Genomic DNA, 24,179 nt, shown 5'->3' with positions numbered 1-24,179 from the left:
CCGGGAATCCTAAACACCTGGCCCGGGTAAATTCAGTGCGGATTCTTGATGATGGCGGTATTCAGGGCAAAGATTTCCGGCCAGCGCGGGCCACTGCCAAGGTAGCGCTGGGCGATATGCCCCAGGGTGTCACCGGACACCACGCGGTGGGTGCGCACGGGCGCGGCCACCGGCTGGACCACCACGGGCACCTTGGGCACCGGGCGGGGCCTGATGGCGCTGGTGGTCACATCCACCCATTCTTCAAGGGACCAGGAAATGGTGGTGAATGAAGCGGTGTTGTCCAAGGCCCGCTGGGTCACGGTCACGCCCAAGTCCTTGATAAGCCACCAGCAAGGCTGTTCAAAGGGGCCACTGCCCCCGGTGAAGCGAACCCGGACCCCGCGCGCGGCAATGTCCGTGAAGCGTTGGCACGATGGGTTCAATGGATTGCTGATAGTCCAAGCTCGCCACCGTGTGGGTGAATGACAGCTTGCGCAGCCCGGGGGACACCTGACGGGTCAGGGCCTTTTTGCCCTCACGGGGAATGGTCCCAAAGTTGGGAATGTACCTTTTATGCTCCTGCCGTGCCGCGATGACCGCAGCGTTTTGCGTAACAATCATGGTGACTTGATCAAACCTTGAGGATGTGTTTTGTAGCATCGCCGCATGGGTAGATACGGAGGCACATACCACTCTCGGTACTCCCGCCTCGAGCTCCGACGGCGGAATATAAGGCTACTTTCCTATTTCTTGCTGTTCGGTTTGTCTTTGGCAACGGCAGCCGTGGTGGTGATGGCTCTGCGCGCGTAAGTTCTGCAGGCGCAAGCCTGCTGTTGACGTGACTTGTCATTCCGTTTGTCACGTGGTTGGGTCATAGCTGATGGGGATCACTGTGACCGATGGAGGCTGTTGTGGCTATATCCGAGTTCGCCTTTGCGCTCTGCGCGCTGCTGGGCACCTTGCTAGTTCCCTTCTTTGTCCTGTACCAGATGCTGCGGCTCAAGCGCCGTGCCGTCCGGGTCACCACTCCCGCCGCCCCACGAGGCGACCGCCGCTAGCCATGCCATATGTAGACATTAACCCGTACAAAGGCCGCCCCAAGTGGCAGGGCTACACATTCCTGGCCGTGCTCCTGGTCCTCACTGCAGCTGTCGTGTCGGCCGCCCTGACGCGCATCTGACCCGGCGTACTCGCCAACCCCATAGACTTACTGTTTGAACGAGTGCAGCAGAACAGTTTTCCGAAACGTCCTGGGGGACACATATGCCCGATCTGGCGGATCAGAACGCACGCGCCAATGCAGAGGATGCAGGGCAGCCGCAGCCGCGCCGCCGCCGTGACTTCCGTCGCGGTGGCGGTGAACTGCCGGATGTCCGGACAGGAACCATGCCAGCCGTAACACCCAACCCAGCAAGCCAGCCCGGCGCCGGTAGCCCGCTGACGCGCCGGACCTCTTGGGCGGAGGCGGCTGCCGCAGCCGACGCAGTAACGCCTCCTGCGCTCGTCCCGGCTCCCACCCGTGCCCCGGCGTCCGCCGCGGTGCACTCTGTTGCGGCGGATCCCATCACCTCCGGTCCGGATGCCGCTGCAGCGGAAGCCTCGAAGCCGCCGTCGGGCGCTCCTTCTGAAACCCCCGCTTTTCGGCGTACCCGGCCGACCGTGGCCGACACGATCGCCGACATGCCCATGCCTGACTTCATCAGCTCACCCGGCCTGTTCGTTAAGGAACAAAAGCCGCGGCCGGTGGGGGGCCTTCGCGGCGTCATCTACAACATGACCGGCGGCGCCTGGAATATGGGGCCGGGCGCCAAGCAGCGCCAGGAAGAAGAACTGGGCCGCCGCATCTCCCGCCAGCTGCAAGGCAGCTACAACACCGCCGTGCTGAGTCTCAAGGGCGGCATCGGCAAAACCTCCACCACCGTGGGCGTTGGCCTGACCTTGGCCGAGTACCGTGGTGACGCGCCCTGCGCCATCGACGCGAACCCGGACTCCGGCGACCTCGTGGAGCGCGCGTTGGGGGAGGGCATTTATCAGCAGGCCAGCCCGCGCACGATCACAGACCTCCTCCGGAACATTGAGTCCGTCGACTCGCTCACCGCTCTGGCGCGCTACATGCACCATGCTGGCCGGCTGCACCTCATCGCGGGAGAGCAAGACCCGGAGGTCTCGGACTCGCTAACGGCCGAGGAGTATCTGCGAATCCGCAAGCTCATCGCCGCCTACTACTCCGTGGCCCTCACCGACTGCGGTACCGGCGTCACCCACAACGCCATGAGCGGGATCCTGCAGTCGGCGGACAACCTGGTGATCGCCGCTGGCTACGCAGTCAGCGGCGCTAAGCGTGCCCGGAGCACACTGCACTGGCTGGCCAGCCACGGATACGAGGACCTGGCCCGCAACGCCATTGTGGTGATCACGGACAAGGACGAGGTGTCCTCCCGGGTGGATAAGGACGCGATTGAGGAACACCTCTCTGGAATCTGCCGCGAGCTCATCGCCGTGCCGCATGACCGTGGGGTGGCGGACGGTGACCTGGTCACCTTGGACGTGCTCAAACCAGAGACACGGCGGGCCTACAAGGAGATTGCCGCGGCCATAGTAGACGGGTACCGGTAGGCGGGACGACAGTAGGAGGTTCCGGCAACCTAACTGTCGCGGAAATACGCCACGAAACTGCCTCGCCCGGGGAACATGCTCGCTCAGTTGGACTGACCGCTTAGACCACACAAGTGGTGCCAGCCGAAAAACAAGTAGTCGCTACTGGGGTGATTACTGGTGTCGAACCCTACCCTAAGACCCATGATGAACCTCATAGACAGTGGGCGCCACCGGCGCCGTCCACTAAAGCGGGAAACCCTGGAGATGGCGGGCCTCACGGCTCTTTCCGTGACGGGCGCACTCATCCTGCTCCCGGTCATCGGGCTGAGAATGCTAGCGGGCTCGGTTCCGTTCGCGAAAATCGGTGCCGGCCAGCAGCAGGAGGACAGCTACCTCATCACATAGGGCCTCCGGTCGCACCCACTTGGATTGAGCAGTCCCTGGCCAAGCGGGGACCCAGCCGTCGCACGATCCTGCGTCTCCGGACACAACCATGCGTCTACAGAGCAACTACCGCGTATCCAGATCCTCAAACACAAGGAACGTCTGCGTATCAAGTACCCCAGGCATGGACTGCAGTTGGTCAAAGATGACCCGCCGCAGGTCGATGTTGTCCACCGCGCGGACCAGGAGGATCACGTCGAAGTCCCCGCCCACCAGAGCAACGTGGTGTACCTCGGGGATGGCGCCAAGCTGGTCGCGCAGTTCGCGCCAGGCGTCCTGCCTCAGCTTCAGGGTCACGTAGGCGGACGACCGGAGCCCGGCCTTGATCGGGTCCACGAGCGCCGTGAACTTGGACAGCACACCCTCGCCGGTAAGCCTCGCGATGCGGGTGTACGCATGCGCCCGCGAGATGTGGACGTTCTCGGCCACCTGCGTAACGGACATGCGGCCGTCCCGGGTCAGCTCCGAAATGATCCTGCGGTCGATGTCGTCCAACGGGACGTGTTCCGTCCCGGCGTCCCTTGCTGCCAATTCGCCCACGGCCTGTCAGTAATCCGGCTCACACTTACAATTCGTCTCCCAGTGTAAGGGGAACTGCGCATGGTGTTGCCGTTACCGAACAGGCTGAATACGAAAGGGTGTCAGGACCGCGGGAACGAGGACTCGCTGCGGCGCGCGTCCTCCCGGTTAGCTGCGGAGCGGATGAAGTCGCAGTCGGCGGGGGAGAGGAGAGTTTCACCGTGCCGGTCCTGGTCGAACTCCACTCCGGTGGCCTTGGTGATCGCCGCCACCACGGCCCGCGGAAGGATCCTGCACCCGGGATTGTCGATCAGCCACTGCCGCGTTTCTGGCTCGAGCCGGTCCCACACCTTGTCAATGCCCATTCCGGATACCACCCTTTGTCATTTCTCCTGGATGAAATGCCGCCGCGCAGATGCACGACGGATGGCGCTGGTTGTTCCCGTTCCCGTCAGCCGCAGGAAGGGCTGATCGGGAAAGTGTCAGAGGCGGAGGGGACCACGCTGTCCCCTCCGCGTCCATCGCCGCATCCAGGAGCCCCCATAGAGGATATCCCTGCCACCTGGTGCGGAGCCTTCTGCTGTGTGAAGCTAAAACGAACTTTCATAATGTTGACCAAAAGACGTTTTCGTCAATCGACCAATCCGAGTGTGGCCCCACTCACAGAGAAGGTCAAGGCTTATTTATATAACAGACGAACCATTACGGGACTGGAAGCCAAGCGATAGGTCCCTTCCGGCCCTCAGCCGGGCCGGACCCGCCCGGTCAGGTACGGTCGGGTTCCTGCCCGTTGCGAAGTTCGTCCCGCGCCGCTTCCAGCAGGGTGCAGTTGCGGTTGCAGGCAGTCATGATGAGCCGTCCGGCTGCTTCCTCGGGGGTGCAACCGCTTCGTGCCGCTATCTGCTCGCACGCCTCCGCAATCACCGAACGTGATACCAGTGATTCCTCCAGGGCCAGGAACTGATCGTCCCAGAGGGCCGTGGATGGCAGTTCCTCCGGCAGGGGGCGGAGGCTAGTGATAGCGGCCGCGGTCCGGGCCTCAAGTACGGAGCGGGCAGCGGCAAGCAGTTCGGCGGCTTCCGGGTACGCCAGCCGGTACACTAGGCGTCCGTCTGCACGCAGGCACTGAATCAGGTGCTGCCCGCGCATCTGGGCCAGGTGCCGGGACAGGTGCGTCGCCTTCACTCCCGTGCGCTCGCATAATTCCGGGATGGTGGACTCGCCGTGGGAGAGCAACTCCAGAATCTGCGCCCGGACCGGATGGGCCACGGCCTTGAACAACTCGGCCGCAGCAGACATGGGCGGGTCGGCGCCTCCGCCGTGAAGCCCGTCCGTCATCGCCTGGTGGCTCTTCATGTCCGTGTCATACCTGCTCATGCGCTTTGCTCCCTGTAGGGCCTGTACGCCATTATCCTCCGTTGCCCGGCTCCCGGCCGGAAATCCGGCTCCAAAGATGAGGATTTGCCGTGCATGGCCGCCAATTCGTCTACCGTCCCCGCGGGTAATCCAGCTCACGCTGGCAATTCGTCTCCCAACACGGGCAGAATCGGGCAGCTTCTCCACGATTCCTCCAGGTGCTGGATACGAAACCTTCCGTGGGCCGATACTGGGAAGTAATAGTGGCAACAGAAGGACGGAACGATGACGATCTCCGCGAACCACACCGCACCGGACCACACCAGCAACGCGGCCGCCGAGGACGCCCTTACCGAGGCCGCCAAGAAGTTCGGCATCACGGCAGAGGATTACATGCTTCCCGCCCGGCACCAGATCGAGATGGTGGACCCGGCCGGCCGGCTCAAGCCCGAAGGCGAGCAGGGCACCGAACCCGGCCACGAGTACCCTTTGCCCGGCGATGAGGAGCTGCTGGCAGCCTACGAGCAGCTCGTCGTCGGACGCCGCGTCAACGACCAGAATTCCGCACTCGTCCGGCAGGGCCGCATGGCCGTGTACCCGTCCAGCCACGGCCAGGAAGCCTGCCAGGTGGCGGCCGCGCTGTGCCTCTCCGAGGGCGACTGGATGTTCCCCACCTACCGCGACGCCGTGGCCGTGATGACCCGCGGCGTTGATCCCGTGCAGGTGATGACCATCTTCCGCGGCGACTGGCACGGCGGGTTCGACCCCCTCAAGCACAAAGTGGGCATCCAGTGCACCCCGCTCACCACCCAGCTGCTCCACGCCGTCGGCGTGGCCCACGCAGCCAAGCTCCGAGGTGAGGACACCGTAGTGCTGGCCATGTGCGGCGACGGCGCCACCAGTGAAGGCGACTTCCACGAAGCGCTGAACTTCGCCGCCGTCTTCCACCTGCCCGTCATTTTCTTCGTCCAGAACAACAAGTACGCCATCTCGGTGCCGCTGGCACACCAGTCCGTGGCGCCGTCGCTCGCCCACAAGGCCGTGGGCTACGGCATGGCCGGCGAACGCGTGGACGGCAACGACGTCGTGGCGCTCCTCGCCGTCCTGGACCGGGCCGTGAAACTGGCCAGGGAAGGCTCCGGCCCCCTGCTCGTGGAGGCCAACACCTACCGCATGCAGGCCCACACCAACGCCGACGACGACACCCGCTACCGCGAGAGCGCTGAGGTTGCGGAGTGGCGGGCCAAGGACCCGGTGAACCGGATGCGCACCTACCTGACGGACCGCGGGCTGTTGGACGACGACGGCGAGGCGCGGATCCGCGAGAAGGCGGAGGCAGTTGCCACGCAGCTGCGTGACGGCCTCAGCGAGGACGTGCCCGTGGACCCGCAGGAGCTTTTCCGCCACGTCTTCGCCAAGACCACGCCCCAGCTGAAGGAACAGTCCGCCCTGCTCGCCGACGAACTCGCCCGCGACGCAGCATCATCACAGGAGGCCGGCAAGTGAGCCCCACTATCACCACCTCATCCGAGGCCAACGGCAACGTTTCTGCGGCGACTGCCCGGGCAGCTGCCTCGGCCGCTGCCTCCGCGGAAGCCGCCGGCCCCCAGCCGGTCACGCTTGCCAAGGCGTTGAATACCGCGCTGGCCGACGCCATGCACGCTGATTCTTCGGTCCTGGTGTTCGGCGAGGACGTGGGGACGCTGGGCGGGGTCTTCCGCATCACCGACGGGCTCACCAGAACCTTCGGGGAGCAGCGCTGCTTCGACACCCCGTTGGCCGAGTCCGGCATCGTGGGCATGGCCGTGGGCATGGCCATCAACGGGATGCGCCCGGTGATCGAGATGCAGTTCGACGCGTTCGCCTACCCGGCGTTCGAGCAGATCATCAGCCACGTGGCCAAGATGCACAACCGCACCAAGGGCGCCGTGAAGCTGCCCCTGGTGATCCGGGTTCCCTACGGCGGCGGCATCGGGGGAGTGGAGCACCACTGCGACTCCTCCGAGTCCTACTACGCCCACACCGCCGGCCTGAAGGTGTTCACCCCGGCCACCGTGGCCGACGGGTACCGGATGCTGCGCGAAGCCATTGATTCGGATGATCCCGTGGTGTTTATGGAGCCGAAGAAGCTCTACTGGTCCAAGGACCTGGTTGATCTGGCTGAGCTGCGGTCTGCCCACTCTGCTGCTGCTTCGGCGGGCCAGTCTTCAGAAGGCCGCGCCGCCGTCGCCCGTCCCGGAACCGACGCCACGCTGATCGCCTACGGGCCGTCCGTTCCGACCGCGCTCGCCGCGGCCGAGGCGGCCGCGCTGGAAGGGCGCTCGCTGGAAGTCATCGACGTGCGCACCATCGTCCCGTTCGACGACGCCACTGTCTGCGAGTCCGTGCGGAAGACCGGCCGGGCCGTGGTGATCGCCGAAGCCCACGGTTTCGCGTCAGTGTCCTCCGAGATCGTGGCCCGCGTGCAGGAGCGCTGCTTCCACTACCTCGCCGCCCCCATCCGCCGCGTCACCGGGTTCGACATTCCCTACCCGGCGCCGAAGCTTGAAAAGTACTACCTGCCCGGCGTGGACCGCATCCTCGACGCCGTTGACGACCTTCAGTGGGAGAACTGACCATGAGTGAAACGCGTGTGTTTTTGTTGCCGGACCTGGGCGAGGGCCTCACCGAAGCCGAACTCGTTTCCTGGCACGTCTCGGTGGGGGACTCGATCTCCGTGGACCAGCCGATTGCCGAGGTGGAGACGGCGAAGTCCACTGTTGAGGTGCCTTCCCCTTATGCGGGGATTGTGGCGGAGCTGCACGGGCAGCCGGGCGAGACGCTGGATGTTGGGAAGCCGCTGATTTCGGTGACGCCTGTTTCCGTGGGTGGGCCTGCTCCGGTGGGTGGGCCTGCTGAACCCGCGGAGCCGGTGGTTGAGCCTGACGAGACCGAGCTCGGGGAGTCGGTGGAGGAGACTGAGGAAACCCACCCCGAGGCCGAGTCGTACCGCGAAGAGGAAAAGGCGGGCTCCGGCAATGTGCTGATTGGTTACGGCACCCCGGGCGGCCACGGCGTTGCCCGGCGGACGCGGGCACGCAAAGAGTCCGTTGGTTCCGGGGCCGGGTCTGTCGGCACCCTTCCCCTGGAGGACGGGGCGGCCGACGGCGGCCCCGCGGCGAATGCCGACCTGGACCTTTCCCTCCTGCGCACCCGCGTACCCGGCAAGCTCGGTGCGGTGATCTCACCGCTGGTCCGGCGCATGGCGCGGGAGCACGGCGTGGACCTCGGCGAGCTCCCCGGCTCCGGCGAGGGCGGGCTGATAATGCGCCGCGACGTGGAGAAGGCCATTCACACGCCGGTGGTCGAGCCCGTACCGGTGGCTGAGCCGAAGCCCGCGGTGGAGCCTCTCGAAACCACTAACGGGAAAGCTGCATCTACCGATGCCCGCACCGGCCTGGCCATCTCTTCGCGGACTCCTGTTCGGGGAGTGCGCAAGGCCGTTGCCGCCAACATGGCCCGCAGCCGTTCTGAAATCCCCGAGGCAACTGTCTGGGTGGACGTCGACGCCACCGCGCTGGTGGAACTGCGGGAGGAACTCAAGGCCAGCGGTGCCCAGGTGGCCGGCCTGCTCGCGTTCATTGCCCGCTTTATCACCGCCGGGCTAAAAAAGTACCCGGAGCTGAACACCCGGATCGAAACCTCGGCCGACGGGTCCCAGGAGATCGTCTCGTTCGATGGCATCAACCTCGGGATCGCCGCCCAGACCGACCGCGGCCTCGTGGTTCCTTCGGTCCGCGCCGCGGAAAAGCTGACCGCCCGGGAACTGGACGCGGAGATCCGGCGGCTCACCGACGTCGCACGCCAAGGTAAGGCAACCCCCACTGAGCTGGGCAGCGGCACCTTCACGCTGAACAACTACGGTGTGTTCGGGGTGGACGGGTCGGCGGCGATCATCAACCACCCGGAGGTGGCCATCCTCGGTGTCGGCCGGATCATCGACAAGCCGTGGGTGGTGAACGGCGAACTGGCCGTCCGGAAAGTCACCGAACTGACCCTCACCTTCGACCACCGCGTCTGCGACGGCGGCACGGCGGCAGGCTTCCTCCGCTTCGTGGCCGACGCCATCGAAAACCCCAACAACCTCTTAGCCGACCTCTAACCCGCCCCATTCCTCCCGACTCCCACCCCCCACCCCGACCACGCCCACCCCCGGACGCTCTCTCACTTAACGTCGCTTTTTCCCAAACGCTCCATCACTTGACGTCGGTTTAACCCAAACGCTCCATCACTCGATGTCGGTTGTCCCCGATCGCTCCATCAGTAGATGTTGGTTTTACCGGATCGCTCTATCAGTAGATGTCGGTTCCACTTCGACGCTCTCCCAGTCGAGGTGGCAGTACCTCTCGCAACGGTGAGTCGTACGACGGCGGCGCCCGCCGCCGTCGTACGAAAGGCAGCATACTCAGCTTCTTCGCCGCGCTTGCCATCGGCGTCGGTCCTTTCCGACGCCCGGCTTCGACGTTGCGGGAGTCTGCCCTAGACGTCGAGGAGCAGCCTGTGGGGCATGAACCCCTCGGCTGCCTCCACCCGGGCCTGGAAGCCCCGGTAGCCCGCTTGGGTTATCACCAGCGACGTCGATGCCATACGCGAGTTGTCGACCTGACTCGCGTGGGCCTTGAGCGCCTCATGCTTCTTGTCCAGCGTGCTGGTGATGTCCACGAAGACGCTGGGGTTGAAGGAGTGGCTGGACGGGCTGTCGTAGCAGAGGACGCGGCGCGCATGCCGGGCCGCGCCCCAGGTCGCCTCGGCTACCGCACGGTGATCCTGGTGACTGTCCAGGCAGCCGTGGGTGTACACGACCTCCGCCCGCGTCTGGGTCATGACCCGCTCGATGGTGTGCACAAGCTCCAGCTCGTAGTTGCTCACCCGGCCGTCAGGCAGTTCGCCCCAGAACAGGTGCTCCGGAGGCACTCCCAGGATTTCGGCGGCAGCGATCTGCTCTTGGACACGCGCACTGACCTCGCCGGGCCCGGACTCGCCGGTGGTGATGACGAGCATGTGGACCTCGTCGCCGGATGAAACATGCCGGGCCAGTGTGCCGCCGCAGCCCAGCTCGATATCGTCGGGGTGACTACCGATTGCCAGGACGCTGGTCATGGGGCACTCGTTCCTACGAGGCCGTAGGCGTTCCCCAGAAGCGTCCTGGTCTGTGGGCCAGTTGATGCGGGGGTGATGGCGGTGGTCGTCATGCTGGCAGCCTCCTCGGGCTTAGTGGGTGCTTAGGGTGGCGGTAAGTTTTGATAGCGGCTGAATGCGGGCCGTTACGCCGCAACGCCAGTAAATGACCTAGGGAACCGACAGCTTGGGCTAGAAGTATCGACGTCGGCAGGGCTGTCGTTGTGGTGCCGCTCCAAGCGTCCGGCGGGGACTTCGGCAGGAACTCGGCACTGACGAGGCGGAGGGATTCGGGGTAGTCGATCCGCCAGTCCGCCTCCTTTTTGGTGGAGAAGAAGTCGACCACCTTCAGGTCTGGCCAGCGTGTAGTCAAGAACAGGTTGCGGTACCAGTTGGCCTTGCCGTTGTTGCTGTCCAGGGACCCCGTCTCCCCAATGCCGAGGGGCTTGCCGCTCGCCCCAGGCAGCTTCAGGATGCGATCCATCATCGGCTGGATCTTGTCCGCGAACTCCGTCCACAGTTCCCGGTGGTCGTTGTATGTGTCGAGACCGATCATGTCCACGTACTCGGGTCCCGGCCAGAACTCCTCCATACGCAGGCCCCTGTTGTCCGAACCGTTAGCGCACCAGAAGAAGGAGACGTTGCCGCCCTGACTAACGTGCGCACCGTTTGCCTTGGCACGGTTGACGACGTAGCGCCAGCCGTCACGCCACTGGCCGTAGCCTCCCGGCCAGGCCGTCCGGTTCTTGCCGACCTTGCGGCCCCGGCCGTCGTTGAACTCCCACCACATGCGCAGAACTACCTTGTTCGGAAAGGCCTTGGCCTTCAGGAAGAAGGAGTCGAGCTGCTTGTCGATATCCCCACGCAAGAGCTGGTCACCGCTGAGGTTGATGTTGGAGTGAATGTCCCAAGCGATGACCAAGTCATGGCCCGTACGGGCGCACCAGTCCGCGTCGGTCTGAGGCCAGCCGTCTCCGCCGCCGACGGAGGGCAGATCCTGGAAAGTGACGTAGCGCTGCAGCTTCGCCCCGACTCGATTTTCCAGGGCCTCGTGCCCCGCAGTGTTGTCAGCGTAAGCGCCGAAGGAACAGCGGGTGTAGAGCTCATTTTCCATGAGCCTGCCTACGTATCTGCTGAGGGGCAGGCCAAGGGAAACCGCACCGGTTGCCGCAGCCAACAGGAGTAATCGCCGCGAGAGCTTCTGGGAAAGGAACTTGTCGTACATGGGTCAGGGGGTGACGAGTTCGTAGACGAGCCAGTTTTCCTCAGCGTACTGACGGACCGGGAACGGGTCGGCGACGAGTCGGTACTTGTCACTGTTAACCACCACGTCACGGAAGAAAGAGGTGCGCGAGTCCTCGTTCACGTTTCCAGTGGACCCCGATCGCAGGATGATCATTTGGAAGGTCCCCTCGTCGACGGAGGCGCGCATGGCCTCTTGGCCGCTGTCGAACAACCCGTAGTGCTCAGCCCACACGATGCCCGGGTCGTCTGCCGTGTAGTACGCCAGGGTGCGGGCCGCCGCCGGGGCCAGGTACTGACCGGGAGGAGCCTCCACCTTCTCGACCAACTCCACGACGGGGCGCACGTCCGGCCACTGGTACATTGCCCAAGACCGAGCGAGGCCTGTTAGGGCAAGAATCCAGACCAGCGCTACAACCAGGAGGCCGCCCAAACGGCGATGAACTAGGCTTCCCAAGGCGCAGCCGGCCAGGGGGGCAAGGAACAGCGCGGAGTAGCCTAGGTGCTTTTCGAAAGACACATACTCCCCCAGCCGCATCTGCGCCAAGGGCAACAGGGCGCCCCCGCTCAGCAGCGCCAACGTCAGGAGCGTCGAGCGAAACGATCGGGCCAGCAGGGCGGCACCCGCCAGCGCAAGCACGAGTAGAAGCCCGATGTTTTGGATCAGGTAGGCCACCAGGTCGCTCAGTGAGGCCGGCATCAACGCGCTGCGCTGGCTCGTGGTGAACGCGATCCCGTCACTAATCTCTGGGCCTAGCAAGGAATAACCCAACCACAGAACTAAGGCCGTTACGGCTGCGGCCAGGATCACCCGGATTGGCTTGCGCCGCGAGCCTACCAGTGCGATCGCGAGGACCAGCGGGATGAAGACGAACCCTGTGTACTTCGCCGCCGCCGCCGCTGCCAGCAGCACGCCCATAAGCACAGCCGAGCTGTAGGTGCCTCGCGTGGTGCCAATCCAAACGGCGGTTGAAAGCAACGCCAGGCAGAGGGCGTCAAACGTAGCGAGCGAGCCAAGGAAGAGTACCGGTCCCGTTGCGATGAAGGCCGCAGCAGTAAGGTTGCCGCGCAGCTTGCCCCACAGGTGCTTGGCTGTTGCGCGAATAGCTAGGGTCGTAACGACCATACAAACGAGGCTGAAGATGCGTACCAAACCCAACCCCCCGACGGTGTCCAGCGCCGCAGCGAGAACCGGGTAGAACATCGGTAGGCCCGAGAAGGAGCCTCCATAGGGAACCGTGACAGGGGTTCCCGAGAAGATCTGGCGCAGGTAGTCGTGTCCCGCGGCGATGTAGAGCGCTTCGTCCTCGAATGCTGAGTTGCTCAGGCGCAAAGACAGGGCGACCTGTGCCAGTAGTATCAGGCCCAGGGGCAGGTGTCGCATCCATGAATGGGCGATGGGGTGCAACTTCAAGGGCAGGAACGAGGCGATCGCAAGCCCCCACACCGGGGTCTTCTCCTCCCGACGGATCGCAGCGACAGTGCTCATACTCGTGCTCCCTTCCTGTTACCGCGGATTCCTTTGAAAATCTTGTCGAGGCCGGAAAGTCGCTCGGGTACTTCGGCATCCTTGCGTTGCTTGCGTGCGCGGAGGTTGATGCGGGGCAGATCGATCCCCAGTGCCAGAAGGAAAACCGGCACGAAGACGTAGGCGTTAATACCTACGAAGAGCACGGCGGCCCACCAATCGGCCAGCGCGTACTCCGGCTGCGACAGCCGCCAGGCGAGGCCGGCCAGGACAGCGCCGAACGTGACGCCGATGTAGCCCGCCATAAGGCGTTTGACCTTGACCGCAAGCGGGGCGGGTGTGGTGCTGCCATGGCTGGGCACCCACTCCGATTCCCGCCCGAAGAAGACGTCGTAGATCGCCACCGCGTGGGTGAAGGAGTAGATGAGTTGCACCCGCAGCACGTCGAGCCGCCAGCGCGAGGAGAGCAGCAGGGGGTAGGCCACGAGCCACAGCGCCAGGAGCGGCACCAGGGGGAGGAAGTTCGCGGCGACCATGTACTGCGGGAAGAGCAGGATCATGATGAGGATCGGCAGCGGGGCGAAGAACGCATTCATCGCCGTCGTGGCGTAGTAGAAGAAGCCCGACCAAAAGGACAGGCGCTGGCGCGCGTCCAGGCCCAAGCTAGTGTGGAATTCCTCGCCCTTCAGAATCTCCATAGAGCCCTCGCACCACCGGTACTGCTGGGTAATGAATGAATCGATGTTGTCCGGGCAGATGCCTTGGGACAGGTTTACCTGTACGTACTGGAGCCGAAAGCCGGCCTTGCTCATCGCGATGCCCGTGAACACGTCCTCTGAATGCCCGATCGGGGGGAAACCGCCGATCTCGTCCAGCGCCGTGCGGCGGTAGAGAGCCGACGTACCACAGCAGATCGCCGCGTTGACCGAGCCCCGGCTGACCTGAACGAGGCGGTAGAAGATTTCCTGGGTGGCACCAGCAGCCCGCTCCAGCCAGTGCATCGACTTGGGGGTGGAGAAATACTGCGGGCTTTGCACAATGCCCACCTGAGGGTCATCCAAATAGGGCATGAGCTCGGAGATGAACTCGGCGCGCGGAACGAAGTCGGCGTCGAAAATCACGACGACGTCGCCATGTGTGCGGTCGAAGGCGTAGCGCAGGTTGCCCGCTTTCTTGAACTCACTGCCGGGACGCGCGAAGTACTCGAAGCCGTGCGCCATCGCGGCGGCCCGGACCTCCTCACGGGCCATGTCGTCCAGAACGTAAACCTTGACCGTGCCTGGGTAGTCGAGCTTGGAAACGTAGACGTAGGTGTTTTCCAGGATCTCCAAAGGCTCGCCGGCCGTGGGTAGGAAAACGTCGACTGAGGGGTACTTCTCGGGAGCCCACGTCTCGACCGTGAACAGGTGGTCCGGCAGCGTCACATTGCGCCGGTAGGTTGATGTACGGAGGCCCAACAAGGTCTCGCCGGCGTAAAGTGCCAGCGGGATAAGGAAGATCAGAGTCCAGTACTCCATGCGCGAGAAGCCGTAGAAGCTGACCGCGATACCGGCGAATGCCAGGGCGTGGGCCCAGAAGAACCACCGGTGCTGGGGTCCCTTGATGTAGGCGTACTTCTCCTGGTCGTTGGGCGGCGCCACGAGCGTGTGCATGGGCGATGTGGTGCGGGTGGCGAGCGACATGTCTCTCCAGACGATTGAAGGGCTTGGGGCAGCAGGTCGGGCGTTGGGGGTCAGCGACCGGGCATGGTTAGAGAGGGGTGTTGACCGGTCGTAGCGGGACTCGTTGCAGCAAAAAGGGTTGCGAAGCGGGCGGCGACAAATTATCGGCTTTCCGCTCGAGCAGATGGGGCGGGGAGCGCAACCGGCTTAGGACGGTAAACCACGCGGCTCACGAAGAGGAACCGGGCGATGAACGCGATGGCAAGCGTGATTGCCTGGGCAAGCAGGGCCAAGACGTGCATCGTCTCTACCAGGAGCATCAGTATCGGCAGCCGGACCAACACCTCAGCGTTGTTGAACAACAGATGCTGGGCCAGCCGGTTCCATAACGAGTTGTCTCCGTCCCGCATGTCGCGGAACACGAACCGTTCCTGGAGCACGAAGTTGTGCAGAATCGAGATTTCAGCCGCGACGACCGCGGCGACCACGTAGCCGACGTTGAACCCAGCATGGACGAGCAGGGCCATGACGAGCAGGTTGACCACGGTCCCGAGCGCTCCCACTGCAGCGAACCGGGACATTCGTCCCATCCGGAGGCTCACCAACTGGAACACGGCCCTTGCCTGGCTGCCCCACGTCGCCTTACTTGCTCCGGTTTCCCGCTCGCCAAACTCGGAGGACAAGTCCCCGATGGGAAGATCGTGACGCGCGAGGGACTTGGAGCCGTGGGGAGGCGGCTGCTTCATGTCAAAAATCATGGGGGCTCCCGGGAAGTGTTCACAGTATTGTCTTCAGGCAGGCACGGTGCGATATCGCTGAATTCATAATTGGGCACTGCATTCAGGCACATTTAGTTATGTCAGGTGTACTTATTGGCTGGAATGTACGAATACGGGTTAAAGGTTTCAGCCGGGTCCATGCCTAAAGCGGCGGAAATGTTATCTGCCGCGGCAGTAGTTGTAACCACTGCTGTTTAGGCGACTATTCCTACCGCGTTTGCTCGACGTTACGGTCAGCCTAGGTTGCTGTTAGCCGAAATTCCCATGTACGCAACTACCTGTTTTCAAAATACGGGGCTACCTAGATCTCTTCATTGTGAAAGAGGGATTCTCGTCCACCAATGCCGCTGTAATTGCTTTGTTTCTAATAGCTCACAGTGGCGATAGTTTTCCCGCTTACTGGCGAACAACAATTGGACAGTTCCGTGGCATCAGTGTCCCCCTGAAAGGGCCGTCGGCTGCGCCTCTCCTTGAGGCGTCGCTTGGTGCAGGGTCAGTTGGAACTTGGTCTAAATGGCTGCCCGGTGCTGGTAGTAGCCGTGGCCAAATTCCCCTCAATGAGTCGGAGCATGTGCGCCGTCGTGCTTCTTTGCTTGGTTGTGGAGCTTCTGTCCAGCTGAGCGCAACCCATTCATGGAAAATGTTTCACACAATTGCTTAGTGAGGCTTACGTCAAATAGTGGAAATGTGCCCATCTTCGGAACTCTCCGCCGTGCCCGCTAACATCCCCAATGCTTGGCGGAGGTGCGGAGAAACTATGTCGGAATGGCACGGAGCCGCCGCGGACAACTATGTGGGCTGGTGGACCTGGGCGGGCTGACCGCCGCTCTGTTTCATCTGGGCCGGGGCCATACCGACGGCGACCTGCTGGTGGGTACTTCTACCACCCTCCACGCTCTCTCACTTGATGTTGATTTATCCCAATCGTTCCATCAGTAGATGTTGGTTCCACTTCGTGCAGCTGCCACTACTACTGAGGAGTAGGAAGCGTTGGAAAAACGAGTACACGATACTCATGACGGGGTGCTGACCCGCCTATAAGCTGGGATGATGCACTAACTCCTTTTGGACGGAGCGAGACCTTGAAGACGATCCGGAAGCATTCGTTGCCCCACCTCATTGTCTTGATGATGGTTTTGCCGGTTCTCGGATGCGGCGGGCCCGGTGCTGCTGCAGAACCACCGCTGGCTCCAGCCCCGACTCAAAGTGCAGAAGCGACAGCCACGGATCCCGCCAGCCCGGACTCCGGTTCTGCACAGCCAACCACCGCTTCCACAGAGTTACCTGCAGCTTTCCCGGACACGCCTGCAGCTCCCGCAGACCCACCTGCGGCCATTCCGTCTCCGCTGGCCGAGGCCATGCCGGTGGGCGACCTGCCCGGTTGGAGGCAGGTCTTTACAGAGGACTTCACGGCGGGAGATGTGCCCATTGGCGGTTTCCCGGGCGCCATCTACGGCGACAGATGGAGTGAGACCTATTTCGACGGCACCCCCGATACTCATGGAAAAACGCAGCCCAAGGGCCAGGCCACGTCGGGATACTATCCATCGAAGGTCTTGAGTGTTCATGACGGCGTCCTGGACATGTACCTGCACTCGGAAAACGGCATTTCAATGGGTGCTGCACCGTCCCCGAAGTTTCCCGGATTTACCCAGTGGCCGTACAACAGCCAGGTGTACGGACGCTACTCCGTGCGTTTCAAGGCCGACTCATTGCCGGGATTCAAAGCCGCTTGGCTGCTGTGGCCTGTGAGCAAACAGTGGCCTCAGGACGGGGAGATTGATTTTCCAGAGGGTGACTTCGCAAGTGTCATCTATGCTGCCTTGCATGGTGTCGGCCCTGACGGGCATACCACCCAAGTGTTTCGTCCCGGAGTTCCGTTTTCGTCGTCATGGCACACCGCCACCACCGAGTGGAGTCCCGGACGCATCGAATTCTTCCTTGACGGCGTATCCGTCGGCGTTGCTACCTCACTCGTCCCGGACAAGCCGATGCGCTACCTCCTGCAGACCGAGTCCTGCCTGACGGGATGCCCGCTGCCCGAAACCAGCGGCCACGTGCACGTCGATTGGGTCGCCATCTGGGCAAAGGAATAGCCCTGCGACACTCCTGCAGCAGCAAAGGCGCGCAGTCATCCCGGGAACTCCAAGGGCCGCTGGGTACAATCGACCCCTGGACGAACGAACACTGCTACGCCGGAGGTACGGAGAAACAATGTCGGAATGGCTCGAAGTCGGCGCGGACAACCATGTACTGGTGACCGAAGGGTCGCTGCTCAACACAGGATTGATCGTCGGATCCGAGCGGGCCATGGTGATCGATACCGGCTGCGGTCCCCGGCAGGGGCGCGATATTTTGGACGCGGTGCGGGAGAAGACCCAGCTGCCGCTCGTCGTCGTCAATACCCACGCCCATTACGACCATTTCTTCGGAAATGCCGTGTTCGCGGCAGCGGGGGTCACCGAATTCTGGGCGCACCAGAACTGCGCCTGGGAGATCGATGAACGCGGGGACCTCCAGCGCCGCTTCGTGGGGACGCTGGAACCGGAGATGTCAGCCGGCGAAGGCCAAAACGTGGAACTCGTGGTCCCCAACGCCATTGTGAAGGACCAACCCGTGCTGGTGGACCTGGGCGGGCTGACGGCCACCCTGTTCTACCTGGGCCGCGGCCATACCGACGGCGACCTGCTGGTGGGCACCCCTACCACCCTGTTCGTGGGTGACCTGGTGGAGCAGGGCGCGCACCCGTCCTTCGAGGACTCGTACCCGGAGGAGTGGGCGGACGCGCTCCGGCACATCTCAGCGCTGCGCCACCGCTACGAGTTCCTGATACCCGGGCACGGCGAGCCGTGCAGCGACCAGTTCGTCAGGACCATGGCGAACACCATGACCACCGCTGTACGCCAGGCCCAGCGTTCCATCCGGGAAGCCCCTTCCGACGCGACCAAGGCCATCCCCGTTCTGCCTTACGGGCCGGAACAGTCGCGCTGGTTCATCAAGCGGCTGCAGGAGACCCGCCGGGAGAATTAGCTGGCTGCTGAATTAGCCGCGGGGTGGGCGCGCCGGAGGGTACCGGCCAGCCGAATAACTGACCTTCCAGGTCGGTACACCGAGCAGGGGCTACTGTATGTCCAGCCGAAGCGGCGGAGGCTGAAGCTAAGTATGCGGGTATGCAAAGACAAGTACAGCAGTACGCGGGTGCGAAGGGTGGCGGCTGGCTAAAGTCGGAGGACAGCACAGGTACTGCCGGCAACACGGTCGCCACAAACTGGCCATGCAGGCCAGACGAGGGGTGCCCATTTTCGCCAAATCGGCGTCACTCTATAGGTCGGCGTAGCCACCACGGACTACGTTTTTTACGCGCCAGGAAAGAGTATGCACGTAACTCTGCCGGATGCCGAGGGCCAGGACTCCGGTTGCCCTCATCAGTTTGTGGGCCGCTGCGATATGTGCAGCTCGCGGGATGGTATCAACGCTGGGTCTGAGACCGACCAAAGGGCGGGCCAGAACAAGGCGGACCGGCGCGAGCTTCACTGAGACGGCGGGGATGCCGGCCGCGTCTGCCGACATTGACCAGTCAGGTTACGACGGCGGCCGCGCGCCCGTCCTAGCGGTTTTTAAACGCCGCCAGGTGTTGATGAACAATTGCGCGTCATTGACCGAATCTTGATGCTGACTGATAGCTAAATCTGAGATAGCGCCTATTAGCTGGGTTTGTTGGTCCCACCGGGACCTGCATCAAATCCAGAAGGAGGCGCCCCGTGTCCGTTGCCCTGCCCTTGGCAGCTGAAGAACTGATGGTTTCCGGCGCCCCTGCCATGCGGGACCGGGTACGCACGTTCACGGATCCGGGCGAAGAGGCAGCCACGACTGACGGCCTCCGACTGCGGGTGGTGGTGCTGGTTCCTGCGTACAACGAGGCCGAGTCGATCGGGGCGACGCTTGACGGGCTGATGGGCCAGGAACGGCCAGCCGACCTGATCGTGGTGGTACCCAACGGCTGCACCGATGACACCGCCCGGGAGGCCCGCAAGTACCCGGTCACAGTGATGGAGCTGCCGCGCCTGGAGCACCGCAAGTCCGAGGCACTGAACCGTGCATGGGCACAGTACGCCTATGACGCGGACGTGGTGGTCTGCCTGGACGCCGACACCGTGCTGCCGCGGAACGCGCTGGCAGTCTGGGAACACGAATTCGCCGCTGCAGAGGGCAAGCTTTTAGGCGGGTCATCTTCGAAGTTCACCATGCAGGACCCAGGACTGCTGAGCCGGCTGCAAAAAGCCGAGTTCGCCACCTGGACCGACACAGCCCTGCGCCGCGGGCATACCAGCGTGCTTGCCGGGACGGGCTGTGCGATCAACAACGCCGTCCTGAGGGACATCGCAGCCCGCGAGGACCGCGAAGGGCCATGGGTTTACACCTCCCAGGTTGAAGACTTCGAACTGACCTACCGGATCCGCGAAATGGGTTACACCTGCCAGGTGTCACCGGACGTTCGCGCCTACACCGACTCCATGAAGTCCATCAAAGCCCTCTGGGGCCAGCGGATGAAATGGCAGGTGGGCACGGTGGAGGACCTGCTGGACCTGGGAGTCAACCGCCTGACTTTGCGGGACTGGGCCCAACAGGGGATGGGCCTGCTGGGTGTCTTCCTCAAGCTCCTGTGGATCGCCGTCATCGTCCTGTCCCTCGCCCTCGGGGTGTTCCACGTCGTCCTGTTCTGGTGGCTCGTGCCCGTCCTGTTCGTGGCCCTGGACATCAAACGTGCCTTGCGGATACCGCACCGCGACTGGAAAGACATCGTCATCGCGGCAGCCTTCTTCCCGCAGGAAATATTCATGTGGCTGCGCTCAGGATGGTTCCTGGCCTCCTGGTGCGCAGTCCTGACCACCAAGATCACCCGGCGGCGCATCGACCGCTGGGAAGCGCAATACACAGCAGAGGAAATCAACTAGCAATGTACGGAATGAACACCTCCATCCCCGCCTCCGGTGCAGCCCTGGCCTACACCGGACTCAACGTTGGAGCAGGCCTGCTCACCGCACTGGGCATCATGCTGATCGGCGTTGCGCTGATAGCCCTCGTCCGCCGCAGCCCCGCGGCCCGGCCCTAACCGTCCCCCAAGGCTATGACGCCCGGCGCGCCGCCAGAGCAGACTGGAAGGCGGCCGCCGAGGCGTCACTGCTGTTGATCCGCCAGTCAGCTTCCTTCTGCATATGGAACCAAACGAAACCCATCACGTCAGGCTGGGCCGCGAGGTAGGACACCAGATCCGTGTTCCAGGCAGCCTTGGACCCGCCGGCCTCGCTCGACGCCGTCTCCGCAATAAGTATCGGCAGGCCAGGCGCCAAGGACCGCAGCTCGGCGATCCCGGGCGCAAACAGATCCTGCGGTGAAATCCAGCCGCTCCATGTCGCGGACGTGCCCCAGTTGTAGCCGTCAAGGCCTACGACGTCCACATAGCCGGCACCCGGGAAAAGACCGGCCAGGTCAGTGGAACCCCAGTACGGAACGTTCGGGCTCCATACCCAGGAAACGTTGGACGCACCGGTGGCAGCCATAACGTCGTGCACGTGACGCCAAGCCTGGACGTAATCTCCGGCTTCATTGCCGTTGACGCCTTCAGCCCACGGATACCAGTCGCCGTTCATCTCGTGAGCGAACCTCAGCTGCACCGGATATCCCCACGCGGCCAGCGCCTGTCCCCACTCAGTAATCCGGGCATCGAAGTCACCGGCCGCAATCCTGTCCAGCGAGTAGGCGGGCTGGTCCACTCCGCCGCCCCAAGCCCACGGCTCCCACGTCACCAGGGGAACGGCACCCCGGGCCCGCACAGCGTTCATTTCACTGATCGGCGGAGCCTGGAGGAAATCCTTGTAGAACAACACGCTGGACGGGCTCTCCCCGGCCAGCCGGGACACCTCATCCAATTCCGCGCTTGCCAGCGGGCCGCCCGTGGTTGCCACACCGAAGCGCAGGTTCGCGGTGCTGACAGCCGGGGGCACCGGCGTCGGCGCAGGCGTCGGTGCAGCTACGGTGAACACCGTGGAAGCCTGGACGGAGGAGGTCTTGGCCGAGACGGTGAGCTTTCCGGTGGCGGTCCCGGGGATGGTGATCGACGTGCTGAAGGCACCGGCCGACGTCGTCCGGAAACCAAAGGTCGCTGCCCCGGCGATCACCGTTCCCGAGGTGGAGACCTTGAAGCCGGTCCCGCTCACCGCAATCACGGATCCCGCGGGGCCGGAGGTAGGGCTAAGGGTAATTTGAGCGGCGGCCGGTGCTGCCTGAACGGGCTGAACTCCCGCGAGCGTGAGACCTGCGCCGAGAGCGACGGCAGCAGTAATTACTTTTACAAACTTGAACACAGCGATCGGTCCCCACCATCGTCAAAGGCTGCCAGTCCGGCAGCCGCCAGTTCGGTGCCAGCTGGCACTTCCCTGATCCTAAAGTGCCGCTGATCCGAATACCTCAAGATCTGCTCAAGTTTCTCATACCGCCACTGACGGACAATCCACTAAATGCCAGCGACTTGGCGGCGTTTCGTTCCGGAAGCAGACGTAGCATGGGGCATGACTCGTTCTGGGATGAAGACGGCATGCACACTCCTGGCACTTCTGGGACTATTAGCCACGGGAATTGCACCGGCGGCAGCGGCTCCGCCAAGCGGAAGTACGGATCTGGTGGGTAATGACATTTCCTGGCCCCAGTGCGGTAAGGCCCTTCCCAGCGGGCAAGCCTTCGGAATCGTTGGTGTGACCGGGGGACTGGCAAATAACACCAACCCCTGCCTCTCCGATCAACTCACCTGGGCCGCCAGCTCTACCGGGGGAACTAAGCAGCCCAAGGTTGCCTTATATGTGAACACTGGCAACCCGGGACACGCGGGATCGTGGTGGCCATCGTCCAACATCTACCCCAACGTGCAGGTCCCAAACCCGTACGGAACGTGCGATGCCAAAGGGGCAGTCGAAGGCCCAGTAGACCTCGCCTGCTCATACATGTATGGCTATGCAAAGGCATACGACGACGCTACTATCCGGGGCGTGGCGAATCCCGGCACGTATTTCTGGTGGTTGGATGTCGAGACGGGCAACAGCTGGCAGACCGACACAGCCCTGAACAGGGCGACCCTTGAAGGGATGGCGGACTACTTCAAGAGCATCACTGCCGGGCGTGCAAACACCGAAAATAAGCCCGCCGGTGTCGGGATCTACTCGACGGGCTATCAGTGGAGAACCATCGCCGGGACCGTGCCATCGAGTAGCCCCCTGACGGGCCTGCCAAGCTGGCTTGCAGGTGCCACGACCCTCCGGGGAGCGAAGGCAAATTGTTCCTTGCCTGGCCTGACGCCCGGCAGCCCGGTAACCGTGACGCAGTATGTGTCGCGCGGATTCGATTATGACTACTCCTGCCGTTAGGCAGCCCGGCTTCATCGCAAACCCGCGGCGAGGCCAGTAGTGGGGTTTTTGAAGGACAAGTAGGCGATACGCGGGCGTCGGCATCTGAGGCTGCGTAGAGTCGGCGCATGACAGATACAACTGACCGAAAGCACGGCCGAAGAAGAGGCCCAGGGCCAGCCAAAGGGGCCAGCCGAAAGCTTGCCATTGTTGGCGTCTTCCTAGTGGTTGTCCTGGCGGTCGCCGCCTTCGCCCTGACACGCTAGGGCCGCCAGCGGGTCCAACAAGATTCCTAGGCTTTAAAGGGCGGGCTGATGTTCTGGCGTAAATTTGCAGCCGTTGCATTAACTATTCTGGTTGGGTTTGCAATCACCATGCCAACAACGCCACCAACGCCAAGCGTGACAACGACCATCCTGCCGACCATGGACGCCTACGTACAGGCGGACAAGGCGACGACCAACTTCGGGATCAGCGTCCGTTTATCTACCGAGGACCGTGCAGGAACCCGGCGGAACGCACTCCTACGATTCAACGTTCACATTCCCGCTGGCCGTCATGTTGTTTCGGCTAGGCTGCGGGCACACGCGGTCGCACCCGCAAGTCCCACTGAATTCGTGGACGTTTTCACCACGTCTGGCGGCTGGACCGAGAGGGAAGTTACTTGGAATAACGCACCACCACGCGGGACGCGGCTGGGGAAGGCTGGCGGGTTCGCTGCCGGCTCCTGGGTTGAATGGGACGTAACCAAGGGCGTTAACCCAAAGGGTGGCGAGCACAACTTCACGCTGGAAAGCAACGCAGAGAAGTGGATCGGGTTCCCGTCGAAAGAATTTGCGGATCCCACCCTGCGTCCGACGCTGGTGGTGACCACCGCGCCTGACACAGCAAAACCGACCGAGGCGGCGAGAGTCCATGCGTGGGGCACGCTTGTGACCGGGGACGAGTTCAATTACACGGGTCCGCCGGATGCCACGAAGTGGACCGTTTACGACAGCCCCGGACACGCGGGAATGGGAATCCGGAGTCCCCAGCAGGCTACGGTCGATGGTTCCAAAATGGTCATCACCGGAACTCCGGACGGCACCACCGCTGGCATGAGCGCGAAGTTCGCAAACCAAAAGTACGGGCGGTGGGAAGTCCGCGCAGCCGGGTCCGGTGACAACGAGTACCATATGGTGTCCATCCTGTGGCCGGACAGCGGGAATTGGCCCTGTGACGGCGAAGTTGACTACGCGGAAACCACGGGCGAATGGAACATCATCAAGTTCTTCCACCACTACGGATGTTCGAACCTGACGACTTCGGATGTCAGGGCCCTGGACGTTACCCAGTTCCATAACTACGCGCTGGACTGGTCTCCGAAAGGGATTGTGGGCTACGTCGATGGGGTGAAGTGGTTTGAGGACTACGATTCCGCGCACCAGCCTCCCGGTCCGATGCACCAGACGCTGCAACTGGACTGGTTCCCGGACAGCACGGCTAACGGCCCTGGGGAGATGCGGGTGGACTGGGTCCGCGTATATGCGCCGGCGGAAACAGGCTAGGCGTTATCAAGTTCCACTGGAGGCAGCGG

At 63.2% G+C, this 24,179-nt stretch carries 22 protein-coding genes and 1 pseudogene; 13 read left to right on the top strand and 10 right to left on the bottom strand.

All coding sequences use genetic code 11. The features are described 5' to 3' along the window. Nucleotides 1-32 precede the first annotated feature (32 nt). Nucleotides 33-308, bottom strand: coding sequence for a LysM peptidoglycan-binding domain-containing protein (locus M1D93_RS14920; protein WP_461172253.1), 276 nt, complete (start codon nt 306-308; stop codon nt 33-35). 585 nt (nt 309-893) lie between these two features. On the opposite strand from M1D93_RS14920, the gene M1D93_RS14915 reads away from it, so the two are divergent. The 3 genes from M1D93_RS14915 (at nt 894) to M1D93_RS14905 (ending at nt 2,985) form a co-directional block, all read left to right on the top strand. Beyond that, entirely contained in the window at nt 894-1,040 is a 147-nt protein-coding gene (locus M1D93_RS14915; protein ID WP_461172252.1) for a hypothetical protein, read from the top strand. A gap of 328 nt (nt 1,041-1,368) precedes the next feature. Beyond that, nucleotides 1,369-2,598 carry a MinD/ParA family ATP-binding protein gene (locus M1D93_RS14910; protein WP_461172251.1) on the top strand — a complete coding sequence of 410 codons (1,230 nt, stop codon included), beginning with the start codon at nt 1,369-1,371 and terminating at the stop codon, nt 2,596-2,598. A gap of 183 nt (nt 2,599-2,781) precedes the next feature. Then, nucleotides 2,782-2,985 carry a hypothetical protein gene (locus M1D93_RS14905; RefSeq protein WP_461172250.1) on the top strand — a complete coding sequence of 68 codons (204 nt, stop codon included), beginning with the start codon at nt 2,782-2,784 and terminating at the stop codon, nt 2,983-2,985. 105 nt (nt 2,986-3,090) lie between these two features. Here the strand turns inward: M1D93_RS14905 and M1D93_RS14900 are convergent, their stop codons facing one another. From M1D93_RS14900 to M1D93_RS14890, 3 genes are all read right to left on the bottom strand, one after another. Continuing rightward, nucleotides 3,091-3,555, bottom strand: a complete 465-nt coding sequence (locus M1D93_RS14900; RefSeq protein ID WP_461175030.1) for an Lrp/AsnC family transcriptional regulator — start codon at nt 3,553-3,555, stop codon at nt 3,091-3,093. A 110-nt stretch (nt 3,556-3,665) separates the two neighbouring features. Continuing rightward, complete coding sequence (locus tag M1D93_RS14895) at nt 3,666-3,908, bottom strand: hypothetical protein (RefSeq protein WP_461172249.1); 243 nt, start codon at nt 3,906-3,908, stop codon at nt 3,666-3,668. 400 nt (nt 3,909-4,308) lie between these two features. Further along, entirely contained in the window at nt 4,309-4,920 is a 612-nt protein-coding gene (locus M1D93_RS14890; RefSeq protein ID WP_461172248.1) for a metalloregulator ArsR/SmtB family transcription factor, read from the bottom strand. Nucleotides 4,921-5,184: 264 nt separating this feature from the next. Between M1D93_RS14890 and pdhA the strand changes: the two genes are divergently transcribed. Genes pdhA through M1D93_RS14875 form a run of 3 tightly spaced genes read left to right on the top strand, consistent with a single transcriptional unit; the run spans nt 5,185 to nt 9,040 of the window. After that, a complete protein-coding gene (gene pdhA, locus M1D93_RS14885; RefSeq protein WP_461172247.1) occupies nt 5,185-6,405 on the top strand; it encodes a pyruvate dehydrogenase (acetyl-transferring) E1 component subunit alpha in 1,221 nt (406 codons plus the stop codon). Continuing rightward, the gene (locus M1D93_RS14880) at nt 6,402-7,514 is read left to right on the top strand and encodes an alpha-ketoacid dehydrogenase subunit beta (RefSeq protein ID WP_461172246.1); all 1,113 of its coding nucleotides are present in this window, start codon (nt 6,402-6,404) and stop codon (nt 7,512-7,514) included. Before pdhA ends, M1D93_RS14880 begins: the two co-directional genes overlap by 4 nt. Before the next feature lie 2 nt (nt 7,515-7,516). Continuing rightward, nucleotides 7,517-9,040 carry a dihydrolipoamide acetyltransferase family protein gene (locus M1D93_RS14875; protein ID WP_461172245.1) on the top strand — a complete coding sequence of 508 codons (1,524 nt, stop codon included), beginning with the start codon at nt 7,517-7,519 and terminating at the stop codon, nt 9,038-9,040. Nucleotides 9,041-9,417: 377 nt separating this feature from the next. Here the strand turns inward: M1D93_RS14875 and M1D93_RS14870 are convergent, their stop codons facing one another. From M1D93_RS14870 to M1D93_RS14850, 5 genes are all read right to left on the bottom strand, one after another. Continuing rightward, complete coding sequence (locus M1D93_RS14870) at nt 9,418-10,038, bottom strand: PIG-L deacetylase family protein (RefSeq protein WP_461172244.1); 621 nt, start codon at nt 10,036-10,038, stop codon at nt 9,418-9,420. 88 nt (nt 10,039-10,126) lie between these two features. Continuing rightward, entirely contained in the window at nt 10,127-11,170 is a 1,044-nt protein-coding gene (locus M1D93_RS14865) for a glycoside hydrolase family 26 protein (protein WP_461172243.1), read from the bottom strand. Nucleotides 11,171-11,284: 114 nt separating this feature from the next. Next, nucleotides 11,285-12,787 carry an ArnT family glycosyltransferase gene (locus tag M1D93_RS14860; RefSeq protein ID WP_461172242.1) on the bottom strand — a complete coding sequence of 501 codons (1,503 nt, stop codon included), beginning with the start codon at nt 12,785-12,787 and terminating at the stop codon, nt 11,285-11,287. Continuing rightward, the gene (locus M1D93_RS14855) at nt 12,784-14,448 is read right to left on the bottom strand and encodes a glycosyltransferase family 2 protein (RefSeq protein ID WP_461172241.1); all 1,665 of its coding nucleotides are present in this window, start codon (nt 14,446-14,448) and stop codon (nt 12,784-12,786) included. Before M1D93_RS14855 ends, M1D93_RS14860 begins: the two co-directional genes overlap by 4 nt. 140 nt (nt 14,449-14,588) lie before the next feature. Further along, complete coding sequence (locus tag M1D93_RS14850) at nt 14,589-15,185, bottom strand: GtrA family protein (protein ID WP_461172240.1); 597 nt, start codon at nt 15,183-15,185, stop codon at nt 14,589-14,591. An 819-nt stretch (nt 15,186-16,004) separates the two neighbouring features. Between M1D93_RS14850 and M1D93_RS14845 the strand changes: the two are divergent. From M1D93_RS14845 to M1D93_RS14825, 5 genes and pseudogenes are all read left to right on the top strand, one after another. Further along, a pseudogene (locus M1D93_RS14845) lies at nt 16,005-16,100 on the top strand (MBL fold metallo-hydrolase); the annotation flags it as partial. 470 nt (nt 16,101-16,570) lie between these two features. Further along, nucleotides 16,571-17,302, top strand: a complete 732-nt coding sequence (locus M1D93_RS14840; protein WP_461172239.1) for a glycoside hydrolase family 16 protein — start codon at nt 16,571-16,573, stop codon at nt 17,300-17,302. Between the two features lie 118 nt (nt 17,303-17,420). Beyond that, nucleotides 17,421-18,236 carry an MBL fold metallo-hydrolase gene (locus M1D93_RS14835; RefSeq protein ID WP_461172238.1) on the top strand — a complete coding sequence of 272 codons (816 nt, stop codon included), beginning with the start codon at nt 17,421-17,423 and terminating at the stop codon, nt 18,234-18,236. A 731-nt stretch (nt 18,237-18,967) separates the two neighbouring features. Beyond that, nucleotides 18,968-20,161: a glycosyltransferase family 2 protein gene (locus tag M1D93_RS14830; protein WP_461172237.1), complete on the top strand. Its 1,194-nt coding sequence runs from the start codon at nt 18,968-18,970 to the stop codon at nt 20,159-20,161. Nucleotides 20,162-20,163: 2 nt separating this feature from the next. After that, on the top strand, nt 20,164-20,319 hold the full coding sequence (locus M1D93_RS14825) for a hypothetical protein (protein ID WP_461172236.1): 156 nt from the start codon (nt 20,164-20,166) through the stop codon (nt 20,317-20,319). A 13-nt stretch (nt 20,320-20,332) separates the two neighbouring features. Here the strand turns inward: M1D93_RS14825 and M1D93_RS14820 are convergent, their stop codons facing one another. Beyond that, nucleotides 20,333-21,577: a glycoside hydrolase family 26 protein gene (locus M1D93_RS14820; RefSeq protein ID WP_461175029.1), complete on the bottom strand. Its 1,245-nt coding sequence runs from the start codon at nt 21,575-21,577 to the stop codon at nt 20,333-20,335. Between the two features lie 486 nt (nt 21,578-22,063). Between M1D93_RS14820 and M1D93_RS14815 the strand changes: the two genes are divergently transcribed. Further along, the gene (locus M1D93_RS14815; RefSeq protein ID WP_461172235.1) at nt 22,064-22,624 is read left to right on the top strand and encodes a hypothetical protein; all 561 of its coding nucleotides are present in this window, start codon (nt 22,064-22,066) and stop codon (nt 22,622-22,624) included. Between the two features lie 380 nt (nt 22,625-23,004). Beyond that, nucleotides 23,005-24,150, top strand: a complete 1,146-nt coding sequence (locus M1D93_RS14810; RefSeq protein WP_461172234.1) for a CBM96 family carbohydrate-binding protein — start codon at nt 23,005-23,007, stop codon at nt 24,148-24,150. Nucleotides 24,151-24,179 lie beyond the last annotated feature (29 nt).

The sequence above is a fragment of the Arthrobacter sp. Z1-9 genome (genome assembly GCF_054792695.1).
Note: the sequence above shows the minus strand (reverse complement) of the source record. Positions and strands in the feature narration are given on the sequence as shown.

Bases quoted from the DNA above. Each gene is read 5' to 3' on its own strand.
- M1D93_RS14905 (WP_461172250.1), top strand. From the start codon at position 2,782: ATGATGAACCTCATAGACAGTGGGCGCCACCGGCGCCGTCCACTAAAG.
- M1D93_RS14870 (WP_461172244.1), bottom strand. From the start codon at position 10,038: ATGACCAGCGTCCTGGCAATCGGTAGTCACCCCGACGATATCGAGCTG.
- M1D93_RS14865 (WP_461172243.1), bottom strand. From the start codon at position 11,170: ATGGAAAATGAGCTCTACACCCGCTGTTCCTTCGGCGCTTACGCTGAC.
- M1D93_RS14855 (WP_461172241.1), bottom strand. From the start codon at position 14,448: ATGTCGCTCGCCACCCGCACCACATCGCCCATGCACACGCTCGTGGCG.
- M1D93_RS14890 (WP_461172248.1), bottom strand. From the start codon at position 4,920: ATGAGCAGGTATGACACGGACATGAAGAGCCACCAGGCGATGACGGAC.
- pdhA (WP_461172247.1), top strand. From the start codon at position 5,185: ATGACGATCTCCGCGAACCACACCGCACCGGACCACACCAGCAACGCG.
- M1D93_RS14910 (WP_461172251.1), top strand. From the start codon at position 1,369: ATGCCAGCCGTAACACCCAACCCAGCAAGCCAGCCCGGCGCCGGTAGC.
- M1D93_RS14835 (WP_461172238.1), top strand. From the start codon at position 17,421: ATGTCGGAATGGCTCGAAGTCGGCGCGGACAACCATGTACTGGTGACC.
- M1D93_RS14895 (WP_461172249.1), bottom strand. From the start codon at position 3,908: ATGGGCATTGACAAGGTGTGGGACCGGCTCGAGCCAGAAACGCGGCAG.
- M1D93_RS14875 (WP_461172245.1), top strand. From the start codon at position 7,517: ATGAGTGAAACGCGTGTGTTTTTGTTGCCGGACCTGGGCGAGGGCCTC.
- M1D93_RS14860 (WP_461172242.1), bottom strand. From the start codon at position 12,787: ATGAGCACTGTCGCTGCGATCCGTCGGGAGGAGAAGACCCCGGTGTGG.
- M1D93_RS14850 (WP_461172240.1), bottom strand. From the start codon at position 15,185: ATGATTTTTGACATGAAGCAGCCGCCTCCCCACGGCTCCAAGTCCCTC.
- M1D93_RS14825 (WP_461172236.1), top strand. From the start codon at position 20,164: ATGTACGGAATGAACACCTCCATCCCCGCCTCCGGTGCAGCCCTGGCC.